24 protein-coding genes and 1 tRNA gene are annotated in these 24,056 nt (G+C 43.4%); 20 read left to right on the forward strand and 5 right to left on the reverse strand.

Annotated features, from left to right (window positions below):
* Positions 1-11 precede the first annotated feature (11 nt).
* Together BDE36_RS03985 and BDE36_RS03990 are read left to right on the forward strand one after the other, a co-directional pair.
* Positions 12-272 (forward strand): ISAon1 family transposase N-terminal region protein, encoded by a 261-nt coding sequence (locus BDE36_RS03985; protein WP_141813818.1) that lies wholly within the window; start codon positions 12-14, stop codon positions 270-272.
* Positions 273-291: 19 nt separating this feature from the next.
* A complete protein-coding gene (locus tag BDE36_RS03990) occupies positions 292-1,248 on the forward strand; it encodes an ISAon1 family transposase (protein WP_141813819.1) in 957 nt (318 codons plus the stop codon).
* A 140-nt stretch (positions 1,249-1,388) separates the two neighbouring features.
* Here BDE36_RS03990 and BDE36_RS03995 read toward each other — a convergent pair.
* The 5 genes from BDE36_RS03995 to BDE36_RS04015 form a co-directional block, all read right to left on the reverse strand.
* Positions 1,389-1,463 (reverse strand) — tRNA-Val (locus BDE36_RS03995).
* Between the two features lie 100 nt (positions 1,464-1,563).
* Positions 1,564-2,076 (reverse strand): glutathione peroxidase, encoded by a 513-nt coding sequence (locus tag BDE36_RS04000; RefSeq protein ID WP_141813820.1) that lies wholly within the window; start codon positions 2,074-2,076, stop codon positions 1,564-1,566.
* Positions 2,077-2,136: 60 nt separating this feature from the next.
* Entirely contained in the window at positions 2,137-3,444 is a 1,308-nt protein-coding gene (locus BDE36_RS04005; RefSeq protein WP_141813821.1) for a hypothetical protein, read from the reverse strand.
* A 169-nt stretch (positions 3,445-3,613) separates the two neighbouring features.
* Positions 3,614-4,099: a hypothetical protein gene (locus BDE36_RS04010; RefSeq protein WP_141813822.1), complete on the reverse strand. Its 486-nt coding sequence runs from the start codon at positions 4,097-4,099 to the stop codon at positions 3,614-3,616.
* Between the two features lie 11 nt (positions 4,100-4,110).
* Positions 4,111-5,256 carry a zinc-dependent alcohol dehydrogenase gene (locus BDE36_RS04015; RefSeq protein ID WP_235904435.1) on the reverse strand — a complete coding sequence of 382 codons (1,146 nt, stop codon included), beginning with the start codon at positions 5,254-5,256 and terminating at the stop codon, positions 4,111-4,113.
* A 677-nt stretch (positions 5,257-5,933) separates the two neighbouring features.
* On the opposite strand from BDE36_RS04015, the gene BDE36_RS04020 reads away from it, so the two are divergent.
* The 18 genes from BDE36_RS04020 (at position 5,934) to BDE36_RS04105 (ending at position 24,055) form a co-directional block, all read left to right on the forward strand.
* Positions 5,934-6,914 (forward strand): deoxyhypusine synthase family protein, encoded by a 981-nt coding sequence (locus BDE36_RS04020; RefSeq protein WP_141816487.1) that lies wholly within the window; start codon positions 5,934-5,936, stop codon positions 6,912-6,914.
* Positions 6,915-7,152: 238 nt separating this feature from the next.
* Entirely contained in the window at positions 7,153-8,520 is a 1,368-nt protein-coding gene (locus BDE36_RS04025; protein WP_141813824.1) for a c-type cytochrome, read from the forward strand.
* 39 nt (positions 8,521-8,559) lie between these two features.
* Entirely contained in the window at positions 8,560-11,577 is a 3,018-nt protein-coding gene (locus tag BDE36_RS04030; protein WP_141813825.1) for a TAT-variant-translocated molybdopterin oxidoreductase, read from the forward strand.
* Positions 11,578-11,609: 32 nt separating this feature from the next.
* Positions 11,610-13,082: an NrfD/PsrC family molybdoenzyme membrane anchor subunit gene (gene nrfD / locus BDE36_RS04035; protein ID WP_141813826.1), complete on the forward strand. Its 1,473-nt coding sequence runs from the start codon at positions 11,610-11,612 to the stop codon at positions 13,080-13,082.
* A 3-nt stretch (positions 13,083-13,085) separates the two neighbouring features.
* Positions 13,086-13,622 (forward strand): DUF3341 domain-containing protein, encoded by a 537-nt coding sequence (locus tag BDE36_RS04040; protein ID WP_128771115.1) that lies wholly within the window; start codon positions 13,086-13,088, stop codon positions 13,620-13,622.
* Positions 13,615-14,202 carry a c-type cytochrome gene (locus BDE36_RS04045; RefSeq protein ID WP_235904436.1) on the forward strand — a complete coding sequence of 196 codons (588 nt, stop codon included), beginning with the start codon at positions 13,615-13,617 and terminating at the stop codon, positions 14,200-14,202. Before BDE36_RS04040 ends, BDE36_RS04045 begins: the two co-directional genes overlap by 8 nt.
* Before the next feature lie 17 nt (positions 14,203-14,219).
* On the forward strand, positions 14,220-15,455 hold the full coding sequence (locus BDE36_RS04050; RefSeq protein ID WP_128771113.1) for a quinol:cytochrome C oxidoreductase: 1,236 nt from the start codon (positions 14,220-14,222) through the stop codon (positions 15,453-15,455).
* Between the two features lie 39 nt (positions 15,456-15,494).
* Positions 15,495-16,811 carry a cytochrome c oxidase subunit II gene (locus BDE36_RS04055; protein ID WP_141813828.1) on the forward strand — a complete coding sequence of 439 codons (1,317 nt, stop codon included), beginning with the start codon at positions 15,495-15,497 and terminating at the stop codon, positions 16,809-16,811.
* Positions 16,812-16,828: 17 nt separating this feature from the next.
* A complete protein-coding gene (locus tag BDE36_RS04060) occupies positions 16,829-18,727 on the forward strand; it encodes a cytochrome c oxidase subunit I (RefSeq protein WP_202618199.1) in 1,899 nt (632 codons plus the stop codon).
* A gap of 129 nt (positions 18,728-18,856) precedes the next feature.
* The gene (gene cyoE / locus BDE36_RS04065) at positions 18,857-19,768 is read left to right on the forward strand and encodes a heme o synthase (protein WP_141813829.1); all 912 of its coding nucleotides are present in this window, start codon (positions 18,857-18,859) and stop codon (positions 19,766-19,768) included.
* 71 nt (positions 19,769-19,839) lie between these two features.
* Positions 19,840-20,361, forward strand: a complete 522-nt coding sequence (locus tag BDE36_RS04070) for a cytochrome c oxidase subunit 3 (RefSeq protein ID WP_276483544.1) — start codon at positions 19,840-19,842, stop codon at positions 20,359-20,361.
* A gap of 6 nt (positions 20,362-20,367) precedes the next feature.
* Positions 20,368-21,057, forward strand: a complete 690-nt coding sequence (locus BDE36_RS04075) for a cytochrome c oxidase subunit 3 (protein ID WP_141813831.1) — start codon at positions 20,368-20,370, stop codon at positions 21,055-21,057.
* A 19-nt stretch (positions 21,058-21,076) separates the two neighbouring features.
* On the forward strand, positions 21,077-21,406 hold the full coding sequence (locus tag BDE36_RS04080; protein ID WP_141813832.1) for a cytochrome C oxidase subunit IV family protein: 330 nt from the start codon (positions 21,077-21,079) through the stop codon (positions 21,404-21,406).
* The gene (locus BDE36_RS04085; RefSeq protein ID WP_141813833.1) at positions 21,406-22,101 is read left to right on the forward strand and encodes an SCO family protein; all 696 of its coding nucleotides are present in this window, start codon (positions 21,406-21,408) and stop codon (positions 22,099-22,101) included. Before BDE36_RS04080 ends, BDE36_RS04085 begins: the two co-directional genes overlap by 1 nt.
* 22 nt (positions 22,102-22,123) lie before the next feature.
* Positions 22,124-22,663 carry a DUF420 domain-containing protein gene (locus BDE36_RS04090; protein WP_141813834.1) on the forward strand — a complete coding sequence of 180 codons (540 nt, stop codon included), beginning with the start codon at positions 22,124-22,126 and terminating at the stop codon, positions 22,661-22,663.
* A gap of 74 nt (positions 22,664-22,737) precedes the next feature.
* The gene (locus BDE36_RS04095; protein WP_394366871.1) at positions 22,738-22,959 is read left to right on the forward strand and encodes a hypothetical protein; all 222 of its coding nucleotides are present in this window, start codon (positions 22,738-22,740) and stop codon (positions 22,957-22,959) included.
* 11 nt (positions 22,960-22,970) lie between these two features.
* Positions 22,971-23,357: a DUF983 domain-containing protein gene (locus BDE36_RS04100; RefSeq protein WP_128771104.1), complete on the forward strand. Its 387-nt coding sequence runs from the start codon at positions 22,971-22,973 to the stop codon at positions 23,355-23,357.
* Positions 23,358-23,392: 35 nt separating this feature from the next.
* The gene (locus tag BDE36_RS04105) at positions 23,393-24,055 is read left to right on the forward strand and encodes a DUF2461 domain-containing protein (protein ID WP_141813836.1); all 663 of its coding nucleotides are present in this window, start codon (positions 23,393-23,395) and stop codon (positions 24,053-24,055) included.
* The last annotated feature ends 1 nt before the right edge of the window (position 24,056 follow it).

Here is a 24,056-nt window from a genome sequence, read left to right on the forward strand (position 1 = left end):
GAAAAAGAACAATGAAATTCACTTGTACCTGTCACAGAAAAAATATCCCTCCAACGTCATATACAGGTCCCCTGTTATCCAAAGGATTCTTTGATGAGGTCACACTTCGGGACTTCCCGCTACGGGGAAAGCCCTGCTTTATTCATCTCAAGCGCTGCAAATGGCTGGATCAGGCCAGCGGAAAGATTGTTTTTCATGAGTGGGAGCAGGTGGCAGAAGGGACCCGTTTGACAGCAGAATTTGCTGCTTTTTTAAAAGGATTTAATCGATAATCATCCTGTAAGCTGTAAGATGGTGGGCCTGTTTTATCAGCTGGATGGCAAACGGTTGGAAGAACAATATGTACGTTACTTAAGTGACTTTATGGACTGGCCACAGCGGGACCATTCTCAGCAGTGGCTGATCTTTGAAGAGAATATAGGCCCCTACCTGAGTATCGATGAAACCAGTCTATCACAGGGTGAGCTTTATACCGTGGTAACCAACAAAGAGGCCAGGGGTAAAAAAGGTTCTCTGGTAGCCATTATAAAAGGAACTCAGAGTGAGAGGATTATTGAGGTCCTGAAACAAATATCTAAACGTAAGCGCAATAAAGTAAAGGAAGTTACCCTGGATCTGGCCCCTACTATGGAACGGATTGCCAGCAAAAGCTTTCCTAATGCTTCGCTGGTTTCCGACCGGTTCCATGTACAGCAGCTGGCCAGTGATGCCGTTCAGCAGCTGCGCATAGAGTACCGATGGCTGGCCATCGATCAGGAAAACAACGAGATGGCCCTGGCTAAGGAACTCAATAAAAATCATGTGCCGGACATTCTGGAAAATGGAGATACTTTAAAGCAACTACTGGCCCGTAGCCGCTATCTTTTATTTAAAGATGAATCTAAATGGGCCCCAAGCCAGGCACACCGGGCACAGATCCTCTTTCGATTATATCCTACACTGGAAACTGCCTATACCTTAAGCCGAAAGCTCTCTTACATCTTCTCTAATACAAAAGATAAAGGCATTGCCTTAACCAGACTGGCCCGCTGGTATGAAGCAGTAGAAAGGTCGGGTATTAAGGCTTTTGGAACCGTTTCCCGAAGCATTCAGAACCACTATCTCAATATTCTCAACTACTTTGACAACCGAAGTACCAACGCTTCCGCTGAATCATTCAACGCCAAGATTAAAGCGCTTCGTACACAGTTCAGAGGGGTCAGGAACATCTCTTTCTTCATGTACAGATTATCTAAAATTTATGCTTAGTCCCCAACTTTTTTGCTTGATCCCTCTTTTTCCAATGCGCTCTTTTAACACTCTCCCTCTCACACCCTGCCCCTCTCTCCAAATCCCCCTATAAACGACAAAACCCTCCAGATTTTCATCTGAAGGGTTTTCCTTTCTTGTGGAGGCTACTGGATTCGAACCAGTGACCCTCTGCTTGTAAGGCAGATGCTCTGAACCAGCTGAGCTAAGCCTCCTTCCCGTTTTAAGCAGCGTTGCTTGCGTTTGGGACTGCAAATATAGAATTGGAATTTAACTCTGCAAAATAAATTTTAACATTTTCTGCAAACCGCTTGACTACAAATACTTAGTGATTTCTGGTGACAGCGGTTTTACAGCAGACCGGAAACGGTGGATTAGTTTTCCGTTCTCGTCGATAAGGAATTTCTCGAAATTCCACTTGATCTCGCCCGTAAAATCAGGATTGCCTGCAGTTGTTAAATACTTAAACAACTCATCCATATCGTCGCCTTTTACGCTCACCTTCTCAGCCATCAGGAAGCTTACACCATAGTTCTGCTGACAGAACTCCTGGATCAGTGAATTTGTTCCCGGTTCCTGGCCGCCAAAATTATTTGCCGGAAAGCCGATGATAACGAGTTTGTCTTTATACTGCTGCGATAGTTTTTCAAGCTCTGCGTACTGTGGCGTAAAACCGCATTTTGAAGCAGTATTTACAATAAGGATCTTTTTTCCTTTGAATTTTGCAAGGTCTACCGTGCCACCATCAATAGCTGTGATCTTGAAATCATATACCGTCTTTAGAGGAAAGGCAAAAAGTGCCAAAATAATAAGTGCTGCTGTTTTCATTTCGATATGTATATAACAAAATTAAACAATTTTAACGGCTTTAATGGTTTTCTGGAACATTTACCGTTTCACCAGGCTCGACGGACTTACTGGCTCGCTTAGCAGCTTGCCAAATATCTCCCATCGTTTCTCAGGAGCTTGAGCCGTTCCTCCATTTTGCTCTACATAACGCTTTATCAAATCCTGCCCGTAGTTGTAGTTTATAACATAGCTGCGGTATTTTTTTATAAAGTCCAGTGATTTCTCTGCGGTTTCATTGTTCATCAGGCAGTACTTTTTAAGCCAGCTTAGCGCTTTGCTCCGGGTCATGGTATCGTTAATCAGTCCCCTGGCGACTTCATTTCTTGCGTAGTTGAGTTTTCCTTTTATTGCTAATGCACTAAAATAGGCAGTTACTCCCGTTGTATCACGTCCCGCCATTGGCAACAGTACGGTTTTAGCGAACGTCACCTTGTCATTCCCCGGAAAGGCTACCTCAATACCGTAATTTGCGCTGCCTTCAGCAATCAGGGATTGAGGGCTGAACAGGGGATATAAAGAAAGTTCCACCCAACCTCTGTCGTGGTAAAGGTGTTTCTCAAGCAGCATATTGTAAACGTGGTGCCCCGGATAGCTCTCATGGCTTCCGACATCAATTGCCCTGTCAATAGTGCTCTTTGTATCTGTGTTAATTTGTATTACGCTTCTGTAATTGCCTTTATACCAGTTATAACCCGACCATGGCTTGTCGGTGACAAATTCGAGCGTGAAGCTCTCTCCGGCTGGTAGCTGGTAGTGGCTTTTGGTGCGTTTGCGGGCTTCCGCGATGGCGGCCTTAGTTACCTGCTCAAGCTTGTCTTTAGGGATAACGAATTTACTGGCAAGCCTCTGGAAGCGGTCGTTCACATTTCCTTTGCCCGGCAAGATACCGTCGAGCTGCTTAACCAGAGCTTTAAAATGATTCTCCTCGTATACCGGAGCTACCACGCCAAAAAGCGCTTTTGATTCATCATCAAATGATTCGTATTCTTCGCTGAATATGCGGATGCGACGGTTAAAGGCTACTAACTGATCATACATCCAATTCGCCCTTATCTTATTTGAATCGCTGATCGAGCTGTGAGCTATCGAGCCCAGTTCATTCATTAGCTCATTTACCGATGCTACTAAGCTGTCCTTCGGAAAATCCTCTTCAGGCTCACGGCTGGGCTTTAAAGAATCTGGCCCATAATAGGCATCTACAAAGTCCTCGTCATATTGCCCGATGGTAAGGCCGAGCCGTACGTACTCCCCGGCAAGTTTGTTCAGCTTTTTATTTTCTTGTTCTTCTACCGGGTTCTTACATGCCAGAGCAAACAGGACAGAAACAATCAATAGTAAGTTTTTCATAGTTAAATATACAGGTTGCGTAAAGATCTTAATTATAACTCTATTCTTTAGATAGAATTTATAATGGAGATCTTCCGGCTACCTGTATCCGCTTGTGCTGCGCAATGCAAATAGAAATACCGGATGATTACCTGTTAAACCAAAAGTAAGCGCATCCGGTATTAGTTAATTATTTCTTCTTTTTCATTACGAGAGCGACTACAGCCGTCGTGATCAGTGCTCCAATGAATGCTTTTTGCACGAATGCTTTCCGGTTATATTTCCATTCGGATTTCAAGCCCTTCTCTGCAAAGAAGTTCGGAATGTGCCCGTGTTTCACATCATCGATGATGCCTTCTATAACGTTGATCTTGTCGGCTAATATCAATGGAAGCCAGTGTCCATAACTGCCTTCGCTGTATTTAAACGCAAACCTTCTGATCGACCCGCTAATTCCCGAAGGAGGCTGAGGTGTTCCAAATACAGCGCTCAAGTTAGGACGTTCATTTGAATGCAGTATTTCTACGTCTGCGCGTTGTTGTACCGGTCGTATCCAGTTAAGACGGTTATGATCGTCGCCGGTATACTTCTTCATTGGATATGTTGGTTCATTTTCAGGGTCGGCGTCTATGCCCCATCCCTTAATATGCGTGTAGTCCTTTGTTGTATTTTCCATAATAGTTGTTTTTATACTCTTGCCGATGGCGGGATAAGAATTGGCTTGATACAGTTGTCGAGCTTTGAAGAGAAGATATGGTAGGCTTCTGCTACTTCTTCCAGGGGAACTCTATGGGTGATGATACCCTTCGGGTTCAACACTCCTGACTTAACATGCTCTATCAGCCTCGGAAGGAGTCGTTTAACAGATGCCTGATTGGCCCGGATAGTGATTCCTTTGTTAACCACGTTCCCAATGGGAATAAGATTGCCTGTAGGGCCATATACTCCAACAATTGACACTATGCCCCCTTTTTTTACTGAATTTATTGCCCAGTGAAGAGCCGTAGCGGCGCCCGCCTGAAGCATGAGCTTTTTGCCTGTAATGGTTTGCAGTGCGCTTCCCGCGGCATCGGCACCAACGGCATCTATGCAGACATCGGCGCCGAACCAGCCGGTTGTTCGTTTTAAGAATACCACCGGATCTTCCAGGGATCTGAAGTTATAGGCTTCGCACTGTGCATACTTTCGGGCGAACTCCAGACGATATTCTATATGATCTATTATGATGACACGTGCAGCTCCGAATAACCACGAACATTTAGCCGCCATGATACCAACAGGACCTGCGCCAAAAACAACCACGGTGTCGCCTTTTTTTATACCACCCATTTCTGCGGCCTGGTATCCCGTCGGAGCCACGTCCGTTAACAGTACGGCATCATCCGGATCCATATCAGCTGGAATAACCGTTGGACCAACATCAGCATAGGGTACACGTACGTATTCCGCCTGTCCTCCGTCATAACCTCCGGCAGTGTGTGAATACCCGAATATCCCTCCCACAGCAGTGGCTTCGGGATTTGACTCATGACAATTTCCATAAAGCTCCTGCTTGCAGAAAGCGCACGTTCCGCAGGCAATGTTAAAGGGCACCAGGACGTTGTCGCCGACTTTAATGTTTTGGACAGTCGGGCCAATCTCCTCAACGACGCCAATAAATTCATGGCCGAAAGTGGTTCCCACCCGCGTATCAGGCACCAGGCCGTGATAAAGATGTAAATCCGACCCACAGATACAGGAACGAGTAACGCGCACAATTGCGTCATTCGGATGGAGCAGTTCGGGATGAGGTTTTTGGGATACGCGGATCCTGCGCGGTCCACGGTAATTCATAGCTAGCATAATTATAATCCTTCCTTTTTAAATTTCTGATCTTTTACCAGCACGAGGTAGACGATCTCAATGATTTCATAGTATAGATATGAATCAGGCTAAAAACCGTGCCACCAGGTAGTGGAAGGCCTGAAGTCATATAGAGATGTATGATTGTTAGAGTATAAGGGGCACATTTGCAGAAACAAGGCCTCTTTAGCTGTTCTATTCTGCATTTATTTCTATTCACTTGTTATAGAATAAAAGACACCAGGCAGGAAGAGGTAACTGGAATTCCCACTAGATGCGTAAGACCTGTCTGGAATTTAGTGTAAGAAAGATACGATAATCGTTGTACCCTGGTTCTGGAACTGTTCGGGGTGAGAGCACAGTGAGTGCACGGTGAGAGCACGGTGAGTGCACCTTTCTCCGGTAAAACGTGCACTCACTGTGCACTCACTGTGCTCTCACCCTGTAGTTACTCCGAACCATTCCTTTATCTTATCAGAACAAGGTTCATACAAATCTATACCTTTTCTTACTCCTTACCCAATGGTTATTATAGAAAGCGGGCAGAGACAGATAGAACCTGCGGCCTGAAAGCCGCCGCCACAGGTTTTTTAGAAGAGATGCTCCAGAGTACTTAAGTGGAAGACAGCAAAGAACGTATAAAATTGTATTTTTGCAACTTTAAACTCATAAATATGAACAGAGGACCAATTTCGCAGTTTATAGAAAAGAACTACCGGCATTTTAATGCCGCTGCGTTGCTTGATGCGGCAAAAGGGTATGAGACCCATCTTGCAGAAGGCGGGAAAATGATGATTACTCTCGCCGGTGCGATGAGTACCGCAGAACTCGGTATTTCTCTTGCAGAGATGATCAGGCAGGATAAAGTGGCAATTATCTCCTGTACCGGAGCTAATCTCGAAGAGGATATCATGAACCTTGTAGCTCATACTCATTATAAAAGAGTACCAAACTACCGCGATTTGAGTCCTCAGGAAGAGTGGGACCTTTTGGAAGAGGGGTTTAACCGGGTAACCGATACATGTATTCCGGAAGAAGAGGCTTTCAGGAGGATTCAGCGACATATTCATAAAATATGGAAAGATGCGGAGGATAAAGGCGAACGGTATTTTCCACATGAGTATATGTATAAGCTGCTGTTAAGCGGTGTTATGAAAGATACTTATGAAATACCGGTTGAGCATAGCTGGATGATTGCAGCTGCTGAGAAAAATCTTCCTATTGTCGTTCCGGGATGGGAAGACAGCACGATGGGGAACATCTTTGCGTCTTACGTTATAAAAGGCGAACTAAAGGCTTCCACCATGAAGAGCGGGATCGAATATATGGCCTGGCTAGCCGATTGGTATCGTGAGAATAGCGGAGGAAAGGGTATAGGCTTTTTCCAGATCGGCGGAGGCATAGCCGGCGACTTTCCAATTTGTGTTGTCCCTATGCTTTATCAGGACCTGGAGATGCACGATGTTCCATTCTGGAGCTATTTTTGCCAAATCTCAGACTCCACTACCTCCTATGGGTCATATTCAGGCGCAGTACCTAACGAAAAGATCACCTGGGGAAAGCTGGACATTCACACACCGAAGTTCATAGTGGAGTCGGATGCGACGATTGTAGCGCCTCTTATTTTCGCCTGGATTTTAAAACAATAACAAAAACCGAAATAACTCAAAACTGTATTCTCTATAAGAATCAGTAAACAAAATGTCAAAAAGGGGTTTCATTGATTAATGAAGCCGCTTTTTCTTGTTATTTAGAATGAGTATAAATTATTTTTACCGGTCATTATAGTGTCACACATCATTAAATTAATTATACTTTTGTCATCCGAAATTGTGATTTAGAGCACAATTTCTATTTTACATTTAAAATTTAGCGTAAAAATAGTATATGAGAAGCATCTCATTGGTTTTAAAAAGTGTTGCAAAATCATTCATCTTAGTTTCTGCTCTAAGTTTCGGTATCCAGGCTAATGCTCAAAATTCTCCGGCAGGCAATCCAGTTGCAGGGGAAGGTACTGCGGGAGCTGCTACGGCCGCAGCTGCAAGTGGAGCTGTAAAAGGCGATGCCAATGCGGGGTCTGCTCTCTTTAAGCAAAAGTGTACTTCTTGTCATGCGCTCAACCGCACTGTTGTTGGGCCGGCTTTGAAAGGTATACACGAGAGACGTGACGAAGCATGGCTTATCAAGTGGATTAAGAACTCTCAAGCTCTTGTTGCCTCGGGCGACCCTACTGCGGTTAAGGTGTTCAATGAATTCAACAAGACGGTAATGACGCCGTTCCCTGAATTAAGTGATGATGATATTAGAAACATCCTCGCCTATGTTCAGACGGAGGGAGACAAGCCCGAAGCAGCGGCAGGAGCCGCAGCGGGTGGAACTGGTACAGGTGCGGCCGGTTCTGGCCAGGGTGAAGTGAGCAACTTTATGCTTGGCGGGTTGATCGTAGTGGTTATCGTTGCCTTGCTTGTAATCCTTGTACTGAACAGAGTAATCAAAACACTGGAAAGGCTTTTACTCCAAAAGCAAGGTATTGTTATAGAAGAAGAGCCTGCAACTGCGTCAGATAGCGCTGCGGTAAGGTTTAGAAGACTGGCTAAGAACAAGAAATTTGTATTCTTTGCGGTTTTGCTCCTGATTATTTTCCTTGGATCCTGGGGCTGGACGGCAATGTGGAATACTGGTGTGCATCAGGGATACCAGCCGACTCAGCCTATTAAGTACTCGCATCAGCTGCATGCGGGTACATTGAAGATTGATTGTCAGTACTGCCATTTCGGAGCGTATAAATCTAAGAACGCATCTATTCCTTCTCTGAATGTGTGTATGAATTGCCATAACTATGTTCAGGCTACTGAAAAGTACAATGGAGAGATATCTCCGGAGATTATGAAGATCTATAAAGCGTTGGATTACGATCCTCAAAGCAAAAAATATGGATCAAATCCGAAACCGATTCAATGGGTACGAATTCATAATCTACAGGATTTTGCTTATTTCAATCACTCACAGCACGTAAGCGTAGGAGGAATACAGTGTCAGCAATGCCATGGTCCTATACAGACAATGCCTGAGGTATATCAGTTCTCGCCTCTGACAATGAAATGGTGCGTGAATTGCCACCGCCAGAACGATGTTAATTATAAGGGCAATGCCTATTATGATAAGATCATCGCAGTTCATGAGCAACTGAAGAAAGGCGAGAAAGTAACTCCCGCGGTTCTCGGTGGTCTTGAATGCGGAAAATGTCACTACTAATATTTAAAAAGAAATACGAATACAGTTTATATAGCTTAAATGGAAAGCAATAAAAAATACTGGAAAGGTTTAGAAGAGCTGCAAAGGACTCCTGAATTTGCGGAAATAAATAAGAATGAATTTGCTGAGGACCTTCCGCTGGAGGATGTACTGAGCGAATCAGGTTTAAATACAGTTACTCCCCGTCGCGATTTTCTTAAAGCATTAGGATTTGGATTAGGTGCGGTTTCACTGGCGGCGTGCCAGACAGCTCCCGTACATAAATCAATACCCTATTTAATTAAACCGGAAGAAGTCACTCCCGGTGTTCCTAATTACTATGTATCGAGCCATAACGGACAAAGTATTTTAGTGAAAACACGAGAAGGCCGCCCAATTAAAATTGAAGGAAACGCTTCCGGGCTTTATGGCAACCATGGTACGGATGCCACAACTCAGGCGTCGGTACTTGATCTTTATGATATATCAAAGTTAAAAGGGCCCAAACTAGACAATGCGGAGACCACATGGGATAAAATAGACTCTTTTGTAAAAGGGGAGCTGAATAAAGTACAAGCCTCAGGAAAGAAAATCCGGATTATCTCTTCTACTGTTAACAGTCCTTCTACTAAATCTGTTATTGCGGATTTCATAGCGCAATACCCTAACACTACACATATTCAAACGGATGCTGTTTCCTATGCCGGGATTATACAGGCTAATGGAACCAGTTTTGGGAAAGCAGTCCTTCCTCGTTACCGTTTCGACCGTGCCGATGTAATAGTAAGCTTCGGCGCTGATTTTCTCGGTACATGGATTGCCGGAGAAGAATTTACCAAACAGTATGTAAGCAACCGTAATACCGCTTCTCTGAAAAAGGGAAAAATGTCTCGCCATATCCAGTTTGAAACAGGTATGAGCATGACTGGTACTAATGCCGATTCGCGTATCCCTGTGAAGCCATCGGAGACTGGATCAGCAATTATCGCTTTATACAATGCCATTACCGGCAGCCAGCTTGCCGGTGGCCAGCTTCCGAACAACGCGATAGCTGATAAGGCAGTAAAGCTTGCAGCTAAAGAATTGCAAAATGCACGTGGGCGGGCCCTGGTGGTTTCCGGATCAAATGATGCTGCCGTCCAAACGCTGGTAAATGCTATAAATTCGGCTTTAGGCAGCTATGGAGCTACGATTGATCTTGACAATCCTTTTTACACAAATGCAGGTAGCGATGCATCTTTCGCATCCTTAATCGGTGAAATGAACAGGGGAGAAGTTGGTGCTGTTTTTATACTTAACAGTAATCCGGCTTATACCTACTTCAACAGCAAAGCGTTTACCGATAGCCTTGCTAAAGTGCCATTACGGATATCTTTCTCTGACAAAGAGGATGAGACAGCTTCTTTATGTAATGTAATCGCCCCGAACACTTATTATCTCGAATCATGGGGTGATGAAAATGTATTTGAAGGATATTATACTCTTATACAACCGGCTATAAATCCGGTGTTTAACAGCAGGCAGGCTGAGCAGAGCCTGTTGATATGGTCGGATAATCCTCAGAAGAATTATCACCAGTATGTGCGGGCTTATTGGGAGAAGAATCTTCTTCCTGCAGGAGGAAAAACGTGGAAGCAACTACTTCAAACGGGGTTTGTATATACCGGCGAAAAGCCAGCAACGAGCTATGCTTTTGCCGGAAATGCAGCGGCAGCGGCGCAATCAGTTGTTAATCAAAGTAAAACACTTGCAAAAGATATAGAGGTTCAGCTTTACCAGAGCGTAGCAATCAGGGACGGAAAACACGCAAACAATGCATTTCTGCAGGAGTTGCCTGATCCCGTTTCAAAAGTGACATGGGACAATTATGTTGCGGTGTCGCCAAAATTTGCTCAGGAACAAGGCTGGGAGGAATTTGATCTTGTCGACGTAAAAGGCGCCAACGGATATAGCATCACGCTTCCAGTGCTGCTTCAGCCGGGCCAGGCAAAGGGAACCGTCTCTATTGCTGTGGGCTACGGTCGTACAAAAGCAGGGAAGGCCGGTAATGAAGTTGGAAAAAACGCATACCCCTTGGCTGCGCTTACCAATGGTACGGTTCAATTTGATACAACCGCAACTATCAGTAAAACCGGCGGAAAGATGGAGCTTGCACAAACGCAAACGCACCACTCCTATGAAGGCCGGAATGTAATCAGAGAAACTTCTTTCAAAAAGTACCTTGCCGATCCGCATTCGGGTACAGGCAACCATCAAGGTGAGCATAAGACCTACGATCTGTGGCCTGAACATAAAGCTATCGGGCATAGCTGGGTTATGGCTATCGATTTGAATGCATGTACTGGCTGTGGTTCATGTGTTGTGGCTTGTAACGTAGAGAACAATATTCCTGTAGTTGGAAAAGATGAAGTACGCCGTCGTCGTGAAATGCATTGGATCAGGATCGACAGGTATTACAGCTTCAACGAAGGTAGCGAGTCGGTAACAGAAGAAAAGGAAATTGAGAAACTGGAAAACCTGGACGATGTTTCAGTTGTGCATCAGCCGATGCTTTGCCAGCATTGTGATCATGCTCCGTGTGAGACCGTTTGTCCGGTTATTGCCACCATGCACTCTTCTGATGGGTTGAACCACATGGCTTATAACCGTTGCGTAGGTACAAGGTATTGTGCAAACAACTGTCCATATAAAGTTCGTCGTTTCAACTGGTTTAACTACTGGAATGATTCGCGTTTTGATAATTACCTGAATAATGAATTCTCACAGCTGTTACTGAATCCTGATGTAACAACACGTTCACGCGGGGTAATGGAAAAATGTACCTTGTGTATTCAGCGTATTCAGGGAGGTCGTTTGCAGGCTAAAATGGAGAAACGTCCGTTGAAAGACGGCGAGATCATGGTTGCCTGTCAGCAGGCTTGTACTGCCGGAGCGATTATCTTTGGTGATTTTAACGATCCGAATTCTGCGGTTCGCAAGTCACTGGATAATGAACGTACCTACTACGTGCTTCAGGAACTAAATACTCAGCCAGGTGTTGGTTATCAGACAAAGGTTAGGAATACAGTTGAAGCTTAATTGATTTCATATAGGAAGTTTTATAATATATTATGTCAGCTCATAACGAATCAATATTAAGGGAACCGCTAATCACCGGTGAGAATATTACCTATTCTCAAATAACCGACGAAGTACTGGTTCCTGTAGAGAATAAGCCAAATAAAGCCTGGTGGATCGGTTTTGGCATTGCTGTTTTTTTTGCACTTACCTGGGTTGCAGCTATTAGTTATACTTTCTGGGAAGGTCTGGGCGTGTGGGGTTTGAATAAAACAGTAGGCTGGGCCTGGGATATTACCGGCTTCGTATGGTGGGTAGGTATCGGGCATGCCGGAACGCTGATCTCAGCCGTATTATTGTTATTCAGGCAGAACTGGAGAAATTCAATTAACCGTTCAGCTGAAGCGATGACGATTTTTGCGGTTATCTGCGCGGCTACTTACATTTTTGCACACATGGGGCGGCCCTGGCTGGCTTATTGGGTATTTCCTTTGCCGAATCAGTTTGGCTCTTTATGGGTGAACTTCAATTCTCCATTGGTGTGGGACGTATTCGCGATTTCCACGTATTTCTCAGTATCGCTTGTATTCTGGTACACCGGTTTACTGCCAGATATTGCAACAATACGTGATCGCGCCACTGGTGTCCGTCGCCGGATTTACTCTATCCTTTCTTTCGGCTGGGCGGGTTCTGTGAAGAACTGGCAAAGGTTTGAGTCGGTTTCACTGATACTTGCCGGTATTTCTACGCCGCTGGTACTTTCGGTACACACAATTGTATCTTTCGACTTTGCTACTTCGCTTGAGCCGGGATGGCACACAACCATTTTCCCTCCTTACTTCGTTGCCGGGGCAATATTTTCGGGATTTGCGATGGTTCAGACCCTGTTACTGGTAGCTCGTAAGGTTATGAAATGGGAAAACTACATTACCATGTTTCATATTGAATCGATGAATAAGGTAATTATCGTTACCGGTTCTATCGTGGGTATAGCCTATTTAACAGAGCTGTTTATAGCATGGTACTCAGGAGTTGAATATGAACAATATGCTTTCCTTAACCGTATCAGCGGTCCTTACTGGTGGGCATACTGGAGTATGATGACCTGTAACGTTATCTCTCCGCAGCTATTCTGGTTTAAAAAGATCCGGACAAGCATATGGGCGTCATGGGTGCTTTCTATTGTTGTGAACATCGGTATGTGGTTTGAGCGTTTTGTAATTATCGTTACATCGCTTCACCGCGACTTTATACCATCCAGCTGGGTGATGTTTTATCCAACAACGATAGATGTTCTTCTTTTTGTAGGATCTATCGGGGTATTCTTTACTCTATTCCTTTTATTCCTTCGCGTACTTCCTGGTATTGCCATCGCCGAAGTTAAATTGATCCTGAAGAGTTCAAGCGATCAGGCGAAACAAAAGCTGATCAGAGAAGGTGCTGTAGACAAGGAGCAGAGTGAATTATATCAAAAATCTTTAGAGAAGTACGATAGTGTGTCGAAGTCTGAATACGCTAATATTTAAAAAATGAGCAACATCAAATATATTTTAGGCCATTTTGAAGATCCTGATGAGATGATGCACGGGATCGGTAAGCTTCAAGAGAATAACATCAGTATTTATGATGTATACACGCCCATGCCTATCCATGGAATCGAGGAAAAGTTAGGGTATAAGAGGTCACGTCTTCCAATAGCAGCGTTCTGTTTTGGGATAACGGGTACAATTACAGCTATTTCAATGATTTATTATATGCTGGTTTATGACTGGCCTATGAATATTGGAGGGAAGCCATCATTTGCGATGCCCGATTTTGTTCCTATTACTTTTGAGCTCACTGTGCTGTTTGCAGCTTATGGAATGATGTTTACCTTTTTCTACGCTAATCATTTCTTCCCCGGTCGCGCTCCGAGAGTAATGGATCTGAGAGCAACCAACGACAGGTTTGTAATAGCCATCGATGCCAGACAAAACCCCTATCCAGATAAAATAGAGAATCTCTTAAAAGATGCCGGGGCAGTTGAAATAAAACACAACGAAAGGAAGTATGTTAGCTATGAATAAGGTCAGGATAATAAGTGCCACAGTTTTTACAGTTGCAGCAACGATTGTGATCTCGGCTTGTGGAGATAAAAAGACTCCGGGCCTCGAATTTGCCCGTAATATGTATGATCCGATTGCTTATAACCCGGATCAGCCAAATAAGAATTTTGCTAATGGACAGACTGCGCAGCTGCCACCGGAGGGTACAATGCCTGTAGGGTACGATCCTGTTGCTGATATATATCCCAATACGCCTGAAGGATATCTGGCGGCTAGTGAGAACCTTAAAAACCCGCTTCCTGCCAATCAGCAAAACCGACTGGAAGGAAGACAGCTATATCTCAGGATGTGTTCGCATTGCCATGGCAACCAGGGTAAGGGCGACGGGCCGATTGTTCAGCAGGAGTTTTTCCCGCCACCCCCATCGTATTCAACCGGTAATTCATCAAGAGGTGGGGCCATGAAAGATCTCACCGATGGCAAAATATTCCATACTATTACTTATGGTTTAAACCTGATGGGACCACACCGTACGCAGCTAAGTCCGTCGGAGAGATGGAAAATTGTTATGTACGTTCATGAATTGCAAAAGCTTCAATAGTAAATGTTTTAAGCCAAATGGGAACTCACAATCATCATACACATAATTTTAATCAACAATACGAATTCTCGGGAAAAGCTAAAACCTGGAGTTTAATTGCTATTGTAATCGGTATAGCAGCAATTGTCTATGGCTTTTTGATTGATTCGGCTGAGAATCATTCAGAACGTACCTTCGCCAATCTTCTGCTAATGAGTTATTACTTCACATGCGTGTGTGCAGCGGGAGCATTTTTCGTGGCCTTGCAGTATGTAGCTCAGGCAGGATGGCCGACCGGATTATTAAGGATTCCGCAGGCTTTCGCAAAAGTTCTGCCTGTCGCCGCTATCATATTAATCGTAGTTTGTTTAGCCGGATTGTTTACGCATAATCTTTACCACCACTGGCATCAGGAAGGGATAGCAGTAAAGGGAAGCGCGAACTATGATCCTATTATAGCAAATAAAGCAGGATATCTGAACGTTCCCTTTTTCACGATCCGTCAGGTAATTTTCTTGGGAGTATATAGCATTTTTGCAGTAGCTCTTGCACGCTTTTCTAATAGGGAAGATATCGAAGGGGGCCTGAAAAACTATAAGAAGAGCTTTAAGTTCTCTGTAATATTCCTGGTCATCTTCGGGTTTACAACGCCAATATGGGCGTTCGATACAATTATGTCGCTGGAGGCTCACTGGTTCTCAACTATGTTTGGATGGTATAATTTTGCTGCCTTATGGGTAAGCGGATTATGTGTAATAACAATAACCACCATTCTTCTGAAGAGATCGGGATATATGTCGTGGATCAACGACAGCCATCTTCATGATCTGGGCAAACTGATTTTCGGCTTCTCTATCTTCTGGACTTACCTGTGGTTTTCGCAGTTTTTGCTTACATGGTATGCGAACATTCCTGAAGAGACAGTTTATTTTTATAAGAGATGGGAAGATAATTATAAGCCATGGTTTTGGCTGAATATCGTTATCAACTTTGTAGCACCCGTTTTAATATTAATGACGAGGGATGCTAAAAGGCGAACTAACACGTTACTGTTTGTTTGTATACTTTTATTGATGGGACACTGGCTTGATTATTACATCATGATCATGCCCGGTACGGTAGAGGAGCATCCGGCTTTCGGCATCACTGAAATTGGAATTGCTATCGGTTTCGCCGGATTATTTAGTTTTCTGATGCTAAGCCAACTTAGCCGGAAGCCTCTTATTCCGAAGCAGCATCCGTTCCTTGAGGAGAGTTTGCACCATTCTATTTAATAGCTTAAGCAGATTTAAAATAACGAATAGTAGAAAGAAATGCGGTTTAATAAATTTTTGAATATCAGGAGCTTTTGCGCAGTACTCATTCTTTACATACTGGTAGGAAGCGCTAATGTATTTGCGCGGCAGACCGGTGGTACGACGGCGGGGGATATGGTTGCAGCGGATACTGCTCAGCAAATAAACTCGGAGACAGGGACAATAGGCGACACTCCTACTGCAGTGAGCGAGTCTGGGACGGATACGGGTACCACACTTGCAACGGCCGACGCAGTTGTAAAGAATACTACTCTTTATAAATCGGTTGCTTTTTATGTTACTCTCTTTTTGCTTCTATGTATATTTATAGGAGTGATCGGTAAAGTGCTCAAGGTATATGAGCTCACCCGGGAGATACAGGGTAAGCGCGAGGGTGTAAACTGGAATAAGGTACAGGCTGCTTTGTTTTTAGTTGCTCTTATTACAGGTTTCTACGGAACTTACTGGACATATGAGACCTGGGGAAATGTGGCATCAGGTGAATCTGCCTCAGAGCATGGTCTGCGAATTGATACCATGATGATGGTTACCATTACGCTAACCACCATTGTTTTCGTGATCACACAGTTCCTGTTGTTTACATTTGCATTTCGCTATAAAGGTTCAGAAAAGAGGAAGGCTTACTTTTATCCTCACAATAATGCGATTGAGCGGCTTTGGACTATCATACCTGCTCTCGTTCTTACAGCCCTTGTTGTATTTGGATTTTTCACATGGAGAAGCATTACCAATCCTCCCGAAGATGAGATGAAGAATGCCTTATCCATAGAGGTTACAGGTGAACAGTTTAAATGGAACGTTCGTTACGCAGGTGACGACAACCAGTTAGGAGTCCGTAATTATAAACTCACTACTCCGATTAACGGCCTGGGAATTGATTTTACCGACAGGAAAAGCTGGGACGATAAACTTGGCGGGGAGATCGTGATCCCGAAAGGCCGGCCCGTGCGTTTTACCATAAACTCGAAAGACATCCTTCATAGTTTTTATATTCCTGAGTTTAGGGTTCAAATGAATGCCGTTCCTGGAATGCCTACTTATTTCCAGTTTACTCCAAGGCTAACCACAGAAGAAATGCGTGAGAAAACGGGAAATGCGGCGTTTGATTTCGTATTGTTATGTAATAAGATCTGCGGTACCGGACATTATAATATGCAATATAAGGTAAGAGTGGTAGACGAAAAGGAGTTTAAAGATTGGTTAGTAAAACAGCCTTTATACTACAACGACGATATAAAAAAGGACATGCAGCAAAAGATGGTTCAGTCTAACGCCGCGTCGGATAATAAGAAAATAGCTTTAAACAATCAGTAAACAGATAGATCGAGAATATGTCAAGTACAGCGATTCATCATACATTAGAACATTCAGGGCATCAGCATGACGACCACGGTCATCATCATCAATCTTTTCTGACGAAGTATATATTCAGCCAGGATCACAAGATGATTGCCAAACAATTCCTGATCACAGGTATTATTATGGCCGTCATAGGGATGCTGTTGTCCATCGTTTTCAGGATTCAGCTCGGCTGGCCTGATCAAAGTTTTCCCTTACTCGAAACCTTCCTGGGCAAATGGGCAGAAGGCGGTCGTATAAAGCCGGATTTCTATCTTGCATTGGTCACTATCCATGGTACAATCATGGTATTTTTCGTGTTGACCGCAGGATTAAGTGGTACATTCAGTAATCTTTTGATCCCTCTGCAAATTGGAGCAAGAGATATGGCTTCGCCTCTGGTGAATATGCTGTCGTACTGGTTCTTCTTTTTAGCGTCCGTTATCATGCTGAGCTCTTTCTTCGTGGAGAGCGGACCTGCCAGTGCAGGCTGGACTATCTATCCTCCGCTATCAGCTTTGCCAAAAGCTATATCAGGATCGGGAACAGGTATGACGCTTTGGTTGATTAGTATGGTGATCTTTATAGCCTCTTCGCTAATGGGATCGCTCAATTATATCAGTACCATCCTGAATATGCGTACTAAGGGGATGGATCTTTGGAAAATGCCTCTTACTATATGGGCTCTGTTTTTGACAGCAGTCCTTGGGGTGCTTTCTTTTCCTGTTCTTGTGGCGGGTGTCGTATTGCTGATTTTCGACAGAAGTGCGGGTACTAGTTTCTATCTGTCAGACCTTGTTATTCAAGGGCAGATCATGCCGCAACAGGGTGGTAGCCCAATCCTTTTCCAGCATTTGTTCTGGTTCCTTGGTCACCCTGAAGTATACATCGTTATTATGCCGGCAATGGGTATAGCCTCTGAGGTTTTATCTGTTAATTCACGTAAACCGATATTTGGCTATCATGCAATGGTTTATTCCCTTATAGGAATAACGGTGCTGTCGTTTATCGTGTGGGGCCACCATATGTTTGTTACCGGGATGAATCCGTTTTTAGGTGGTGTATTCATGATAACCACCCTGATCATTGCAGTTCCTTCTGCGGTTAAAACATTCAACTGGCTCGCTACTTTATGGAGGGGAAACATTCGTTTTACTCCGGCGATGATGTTTGCAATCGGATTGGTGTCATTTTTCATCTCAGGAGGTTTAACCGGGATTTTCCTTGGAAATGCTTCACTTGATATAAACTTGCACGACACGTATTTCGTAGTAGCCCACTTCCACCTGGTTATGGGATCGGCAGCTATCTTCGGAATGTTGTGCGGTGTTTATCATTGGTTCCCGAAAATGTTCGGACGTATGATGGATGAGAAACTGGGTTATCTCCATTTCTGGTTAACATTTGTGGGCGCGTACCTGGTGTTTTTCCCAATGCACTTTATGGGACTTGATGGTGTGCCACGCCGGTATTATGCTTTTACAGAATTTGAATTCATGAAGGAATGGCTTACAGTGAATAAGTTCGTATCATGGGCTGCTATAATCGCTGCTTTGGGACAAGTTGCCTTCCTTTGGAACTTCTTCCATTCAATATTCTACGGTAAAAAGGCTACACAGAATCCCTGGCAGGCAAATACGCTTGAGTGGACCACTCCTGTGGAGAACCTGCACGGTAACTGGCCAGGAGAGATTCCTTCGGTATACAGATGGCCATACGATTATAGCAAACCTGGCCATGATGAAGATTATATTATGCAAACCACTCCATTCTCAGAAACGATGAGCTCTAATCTTCCTCATGACTTTGAGGGTAATCCTGAAGCTGAAAAGATACAGGTGGAGTGGCAGAAGATGCAGGAGGCTAACAGAAAGACGGAGGCCGATATTTAAAGTAAACTGTCCGGATACTCTGACGCTGCTAGCCGAACAGATATCCGGATAAATAATAATAGAAATACCTGGATACGGAATAGAAGAAGGTTTTGCTCTGTATCCAGCTAACAAAATCAATACTTTGCAATGAGAGAAGTCGTAACGGATATAAATTTGAGTGTGAATAAAGCGGTGGAGGGAACTTTTATTTCTGACTTCAAGAAACTTATTAAGCTTCGCCTGACTTTTCTCGTTGTTTTTTCCGCATCGGTATCGTTTCTCATCGGAAGCAAGGAGCAAGGCATGGTTAGCTGGTTTAACTGGATGATGCTAACGGTTGGAGGCTTTCTGGTTACCGGCGCAGCCAATGGCTTTAACGAAATTATTGAAAAGGATCTGGACAAGCTGATGAGCAGGACGAGTGACAGACCGATTCCCGCAGGACGTATGACTACGGGACAGGCTCTCGTGCTTAGTCTGTTCATGGGGATTATGGGAACGCTTATCCTTGTGCGGCTGAATATGCTTACAGGAGTTCTTGCACTCTTCTCTATCCTGCTGTATGCTGTTCTTTATACGCCTTCGAAAAGGAAATCGCCGATTGCTGTTTTTATAGGGGCTTTTCCGGGGGCATTGCCGCCGCTTATTGGATATTTTGCTGCTTTCGAAAACCCTCAGATATCCTGGATTCCAATTGTGCTGTTCCTCATTCAGTTTGTTTGGCAGTTTCCTCATTTCTGGGCGATAGCGTGGGTTCTCGACGACGACTATAAGAAAGCAGGGTTCAGGCTCTTACCCACGACGAAAAGAGACAGGGTGAGTGCATGGTTCACGGTATTTTCTACCGTCGTCCTTATTCCGGTAAGCCTTCTTCCAACCATTTTAGGCTTCGGGGGTTATACTATTGCCATTGCCTCGGTAATCCTGGGATTACTGTTTTGCTGGTATAGCATAAGCCTTTTAACCAAGCTGGATGTTGCCTCGGCAAGAAAAGTAATGTTTTGTTCATTTATTTATCTCCCGGTTGTTCAGTTAATAATGTTATTCGATTTTATTTGATAATTATGGTATCAACGACACAAGTGCCAATGGAGCAGGATAAGTTGAATTTAAGGCCAAAGAAGTTTTTGATGTGGTTGTTTGTAATTACCACATTTATGCTTTTTGCTGCTCTTACAAGTGGTTTTATCGTATATACTGCAGGCTCTCCGGCAAGGGGCATAAAAATGGTTCTTCCTGACATTTTTTTATATAGTACTTCTGTGATTCTATTAAGCAGTGTTACAATGTATTTGGCTTACAGAGCCGGCAAGACATTGCGTTTCGGTAAGCAAACACTGTTTCTGGTACTCACAATTTTATTAGGGGTATTATTCTGCATTCTGCAGATCAGATCCTGGCAGACATTTATTAACCAGGGTGTTTATTTTATAAATCCGAATGCTTCACAGTCCTTTCTTTATGTGTTTACAGGAGCACATCTACTGCATATTTTTGCGGGACTCTTAATGCTTATACATGCTTTAAGAGGAAGGCTGAGGAATATCCCCCAGGTTAAGAATTTATTTAATCTTGAGCTGACATCAATCTTCTGGCATTTTTTGGGCCTGCTGTGGCTCTATTTATACGTTTTTTTACTTTTGAATCAATAAATCAAAATGAGTACTACTGTTTCACAATTAGACGAGATTAAAACAGGTGCCTGGAGCGGCGGAAAATCGCCTGTAGATGCAGAATACGGAAAGCTGATGATGTGGTTTTTCCTGCTTTCTGATGCATTTACATTTTCAGCCTTACTAATTTATTATGGAGCACAGCGTTTTAGTAAACTTAGCTGGCCTGATCCGGATGAAGTTTTTCAGTCTATACCCGGAGTAGCTGATTCTGGCTATCCCCTTGTGTTTGTTGGTATAATGACTTTTATCCTGATTATGAGTTCTGTGACGATGGTTCTTGCTGTAGAGGCAGGGCACCGTGGCGCAAAAAAAGAGGTTGTGAACTGGATGATCCTGACGATATTGGGCGGGTTGATCTTCCTTGGCTGTCAGGCCGGTGAATGGTCGCATCTTCATCATGAAGGTTACTGGTGGGGAAGTATTCCTGAACATTATAAAGGAGTCGACGTTGTTGGCGCCACCCAATTTGCCAACCTGTTCTTTACCATCACAGGATTTCACGGCTTTCACGTGTTTAGCGGTGTCGTTATAAATATCATTATCTTACTTATGACAATAGGGAACGTTTTCGAGAAGAGAGGTACTTATTTAACAGTTGAGAAAGTTGGTTTATACTGGCACTTTGTGGACCTTGTGTGGGTCTTCGTATTTACGTTTTTCTATTTGGTTTAATTATTTAGCAGGGTTTAAAATGGCAACAGAACAACATACAAACGAACATGCGAGCATGTCAAAGAAGAAGATCTGGCAGGTGTTTTTTTACTTGCTTGGAATAACGGCACTTGAATTTTTCATTGCGCTCGTGCTCGTTAAGAATGAATATATACCACATGGATTTGCCAACTTTATTTATATTGTTCTAACTTTACTTAAGGCATATTATATAGTAGCTTATTTTATGCATTTGAAGTTTGAGAACATGACGCTTATAACAAGTATTGTGGTGTCGCTCATATTCATTGTGTATCTCATTGTGCTTCTATTAACTGAAGGATCATATTTGAACGTTCATATGAACTAATGAACAACCAGTCTTTAAAGAAAATATTAATCCTGGCAACCATACTTGCGGTGCCAGGATTTTTATATTATTTGCTACAGGAAAAAGGGAAGAACAGGTATCGTCCTCTCAGCATCTTTGGCCCTAAAGAGGTGGCCTCTACTTTTCATACGCGGCGCGGCCAACGCATTCCGGATACCATATATCATGTTATCAGTGATTTTAAGCTTACAGATCAATCAGGCAATGTAGTTTTGTTCCCTCCCGATAGCAATCATATTTCCGTTTTCAATTTCTTTTATACAAGGTGCGCCGACTGCAAGCAGATGAACAGAAGTATGGGTAAGATTGTGGAGCAGTATGAGCATAACAAAATGCTGCAATTTTATTCCATAAGTATTGATCCGGAAAATGATAGCCCCGCGGTTCTTAAAAGTTATTCTGCAGTGTTTAACATCAGGGCTGATAAATGGAGGTTTCTGACAGGTGACAGCAGCCTTATTTTCAAGCTTGCAAAGAACGACTTTCGGGTAAACGCGATGCCTGATAAAGAGAATCCCGGGAATATCATACATAGCAGGATGTTGATTCTGGTTGATCCTCAGAAACGGATAAGAGGATATTATGATTCTTCCAGTAAAGAGCAAATTGATAAATTAGCAGATGAAATTAAAGTTCTTATAGCTGAAGGGTTACGACAGGTAACGGGCCTTTAATCTATATTACAAACTTCACAGAATGAATGATAAAGTTATTTTTAGGATAATTACAGCAATATCCATTTTTGTTTTTGCTGTTGTTCTTATCCTTCAGAGCAGGGTAATCAGCCTGTTCCCGCCCGGTTCAGAGATCCCTTCGTGGGTGTTCTTTCTTCCCCGCCTCAATGCTATTATAAATGCTACCTGCAGTATTCTTCTGGTAGCTTCCCTGATCCAGATCAGGAGCAGGAATATCAAAACGCACAAGATTCTGAACATCATTACCTTTGTTCTCTCGTCTTTGTTCCTTGTTTCGTATATCATCTTTCACGCTACAGGTATTCAAACCACATATGGCGGAGCGGGAGCAGTGCGATATATATATTATTTTATACTTATAACACATATTATACTTGCTGCAGTTGTTTTGCCGTTAGTACTATTGAGCTTTTACAGTGGACTGCGGATGAATGTAGCCCGCCACAGGAGGCTGGTACGCTGGAGTTTTCCGGTATGGCTTTATGTTACTGTTACCGGAGTACTGGTTTATCTTATGATTTCGCCGTATTATACATTTTAGTTATAAAATAGGAGAAGGATATGAAAGTGATTAGATATTGGCTTGCGGTTATAACTTTCTTAGGAGTGCTTTCAATGCATACCGAAGTATCTGCTCAATGTGCTATGTGCACACTGAATGCTGAGAATTCAGTTAAAAATGGAAACACCCAGGGAAAAGGATTAAATAATGGTATTTTGTACTTGCTTGCAGCCCCCTACCTTGCCGTTGCCGGAGTAGGCTTCTTGTGGTACAAGAAATACCGGAAGAAGAACGTCAACCTGAATATGAAAGACCAGAAGATTAATTTAAACTAATCAGGTATAAGATGGGAAAGACGTCGCAAATGCAGGCTATTATTCATGCTAAATGCCCTAAATGTCGGAGAGGCGATGTTTATTCAGGGCCGATGTATGGATTGAAGCCCCAAAAAGTTAATGAAAGCTGCCCTCATTGTGGATTTCGCTTTGAAGTGGAGCCGGGATATTTTTACGCTGCTATGTATGTTAGTTATGCTTTGAATGTTGCAGAGATCGTAACGTCGGCTATTCTGACATTTTATTTAAGCGGTGGAAGCGAGTCGCCATGGCTCTACCTGGGCGTTTTGTTTGCCATCATTTTTATTCTCGCACCGTTTAATTTCAGATATTCACGCGTTATTCTACTGCACTGGCTGTCGCCTAAAGTGAAGTATAATCCCGAGCTCGACCGGTAACGTTTTTTCTGTTAGCTGTACAAATATATCGTCTTATGATTGCTTCTTCGACCTTGACTTTTTTAAAATCTGTTGCTGAGAACAATAACCGTGAGTGGTTTCAGGATCACAAGTCGGAGTACACGGCGGCGCGGGAGAATGTTCTTGATTTTACAGGAAAAGTTATCAAGGGACTAGCCCGCTTTGACCCCTCTATCCCATCAGATTTGCCGGCCAAAGATTGCGTGATGCGTATATACCGTGATATCAGGTTCAGCAAGGATAAATCGCCGCTCAAAACTAATTTTGGGATTGCCATCTCTTCTGCTGGTAAGAATTTCAAGGGGCCGGGCTATTATGTTCATATCAAGCCAGGCGAATGTTTCATTGCCGGGGGCTCCTGGTTCCCTCCTGCTGACGAACTTAAATCGATAAGACAGGAAATCGACTATAATGCGGAGGACTGGCACAGAGTTATTGATGATCCGGAGTTTGTAAGCCTTTTCGGTAGACCAGATACAGAAGGGAAACTTCGGACCGCCCCGAAAGGCTATACACCTGACCATCCGGAAATCGAGTTTTTAAAATTGAAAAGCTTCACTATGTTAAGGAAAGTATCCGAGAGGGACCTTACTTCGGATGAGTCTGTAGAATATGTAACGGGAATGTTTGAAAAATTATACCCTTTTATGCTTTTTTTGCGCAATGCGATTTCTTAAT

This window comes from Arcticibacter tournemirensis, assembly GCF_006716645.1.
In the GTDB taxonomy this organism is placed as follows: Bacteria; Bacteroidota; Bacteroidia; order Sphingobacteriales; family Sphingobacteriaceae; genus Arcticibacter; species Arcticibacter tournemirensis.

Coding starts and splice junctions, on each gene's coding strand:
- BDE36_RS03985 (WP_141813818.1), top strand. CDS start 12: ATGAAATTCACTTGTACCTGTCACAGAAAAAATATCCCTCCAACGTCA.
- BDE36_RS03990 (WP_141813819.1), top strand. CDS start 292: ATGGTGGGCCTGTTTTATCAGCTGGATGGCAAACGGTTGGAAGAACAA.
- BDE36_RS04000 (WP_141813820.1), bottom strand. CDS start 2,076: ATGAAAACAGCAGCACTTATTATTTTGGCACTTTTTGCCTTTCCTCTA.
- BDE36_RS04005 (WP_141813821.1), bottom strand. CDS start 3,444: ATGAAAAACTTACTATTGATTGTTTCTGTCCTGTTTGCTCTGGCATGT.
- BDE36_RS04010 (WP_141813822.1), bottom strand. CDS start 4,099: ATGGAAAATACAACAAAGGACTACACGCATATTAAGGGATGGGGCATA.
- BDE36_RS04015 (WP_235904435.1), bottom strand. CDS start 5,256: ATGAATTACCGTGGACCGCGCAGGATCCGCGTATCCCAAAAACCTCAT.
- BDE36_RS04025 (WP_141813824.1), top strand. CDS start 7,153: ATGAGAAGCATCTCATTGGTTTTAAAAAGTGTTGCAAAATCATTCATC.
- BDE36_RS04030 (WP_141813825.1), top strand. CDS start 8,560: ATGGAAAGCAATAAAAAATACTGGAAAGGTTTAGAAGAGCTGCAAAGG.
- nrfD (WP_141813826.1), top strand. CDS start 11,610: ATGTCAGCTCATAACGAATCAATATTAAGGGAACCGCTAATCACCGGT.
- BDE36_RS04040 (WP_128771115.1), top strand. CDS start 13,086: ATGAGCAACATCAAATATATTTTAGGCCATTTTGAAGATCCTGATGAG.
- BDE36_RS04045 (WP_235904436.1), top strand. CDS start 13,615: ATGAATAAGGTCAGGATAATAAGTGCCACAGTTTTTACAGTTGCAGCA.
- BDE36_RS04050 (WP_128771113.1), top strand. CDS start 14,220: ATGGGAACTCACAATCATCATACACATAATTTTAATCAACAATACGAA.
- BDE36_RS04055 (WP_141813828.1), top strand. CDS start 15,495: ATGCGGTTTAATAAATTTTTGAATATCAGGAGCTTTTGCGCAGTACTC.
- BDE36_RS04060 (WP_202618199.1), top strand. CDS start 16,829: ATGTCAAGTACAGCGATTCATCATACATTAGAACATTCAGGGCATCAG.
- cyoE (WP_141813829.1), top strand. CDS start 18,857: ATGAGAGAAGTCGTAACGGATATAAATTTGAGTGTGAATAAAGCGGTG.
- BDE36_RS04070 (WP_276483544.1), top strand. CDS start 19,840: ATGTGGTTGTTTGTAATTACCACATTTATGCTTTTTGCTGCTCTTACA.
- BDE36_RS04075 (WP_141813831.1), top strand. CDS start 20,368: ATGAGTACTACTGTTTCACAATTAGACGAGATTAAAACAGGTGCCTGG.
- BDE36_RS04080 (WP_141813832.1), top strand. CDS start 21,077: ATGGCAACAGAACAACATACAAACGAACATGCGAGCATGTCAAAGAAG.
- BDE36_RS04085 (WP_141813833.1), top strand. CDS start 21,406: ATGAACAACCAGTCTTTAAAGAAAATATTAATCCTGGCAACCATACTT.
- BDE36_RS04090 (WP_141813834.1), top strand. CDS start 22,124: ATGAATGATAAAGTTATTTTTAGGATAATTACAGCAATATCCATTTTT.
- BDE36_RS04095 (WP_394366871.1), top strand. CDS start 22,738: ATGCATACCGAAGTATCTGCTCAATGTGCTATGTGCACACTGAATGCT.
- BDE36_RS04100 (WP_128771104.1), top strand. CDS start 22,971: ATGGGAAAGACGTCGCAAATGCAGGCTATTATTCATGCTAAATGCCCT.
- BDE36_RS04105 (WP_141813836.1), top strand. CDS start 23,393: ATGATTGCTTCTTCGACCTTGACTTTTTTAAAATCTGTTGCTGAGAAC.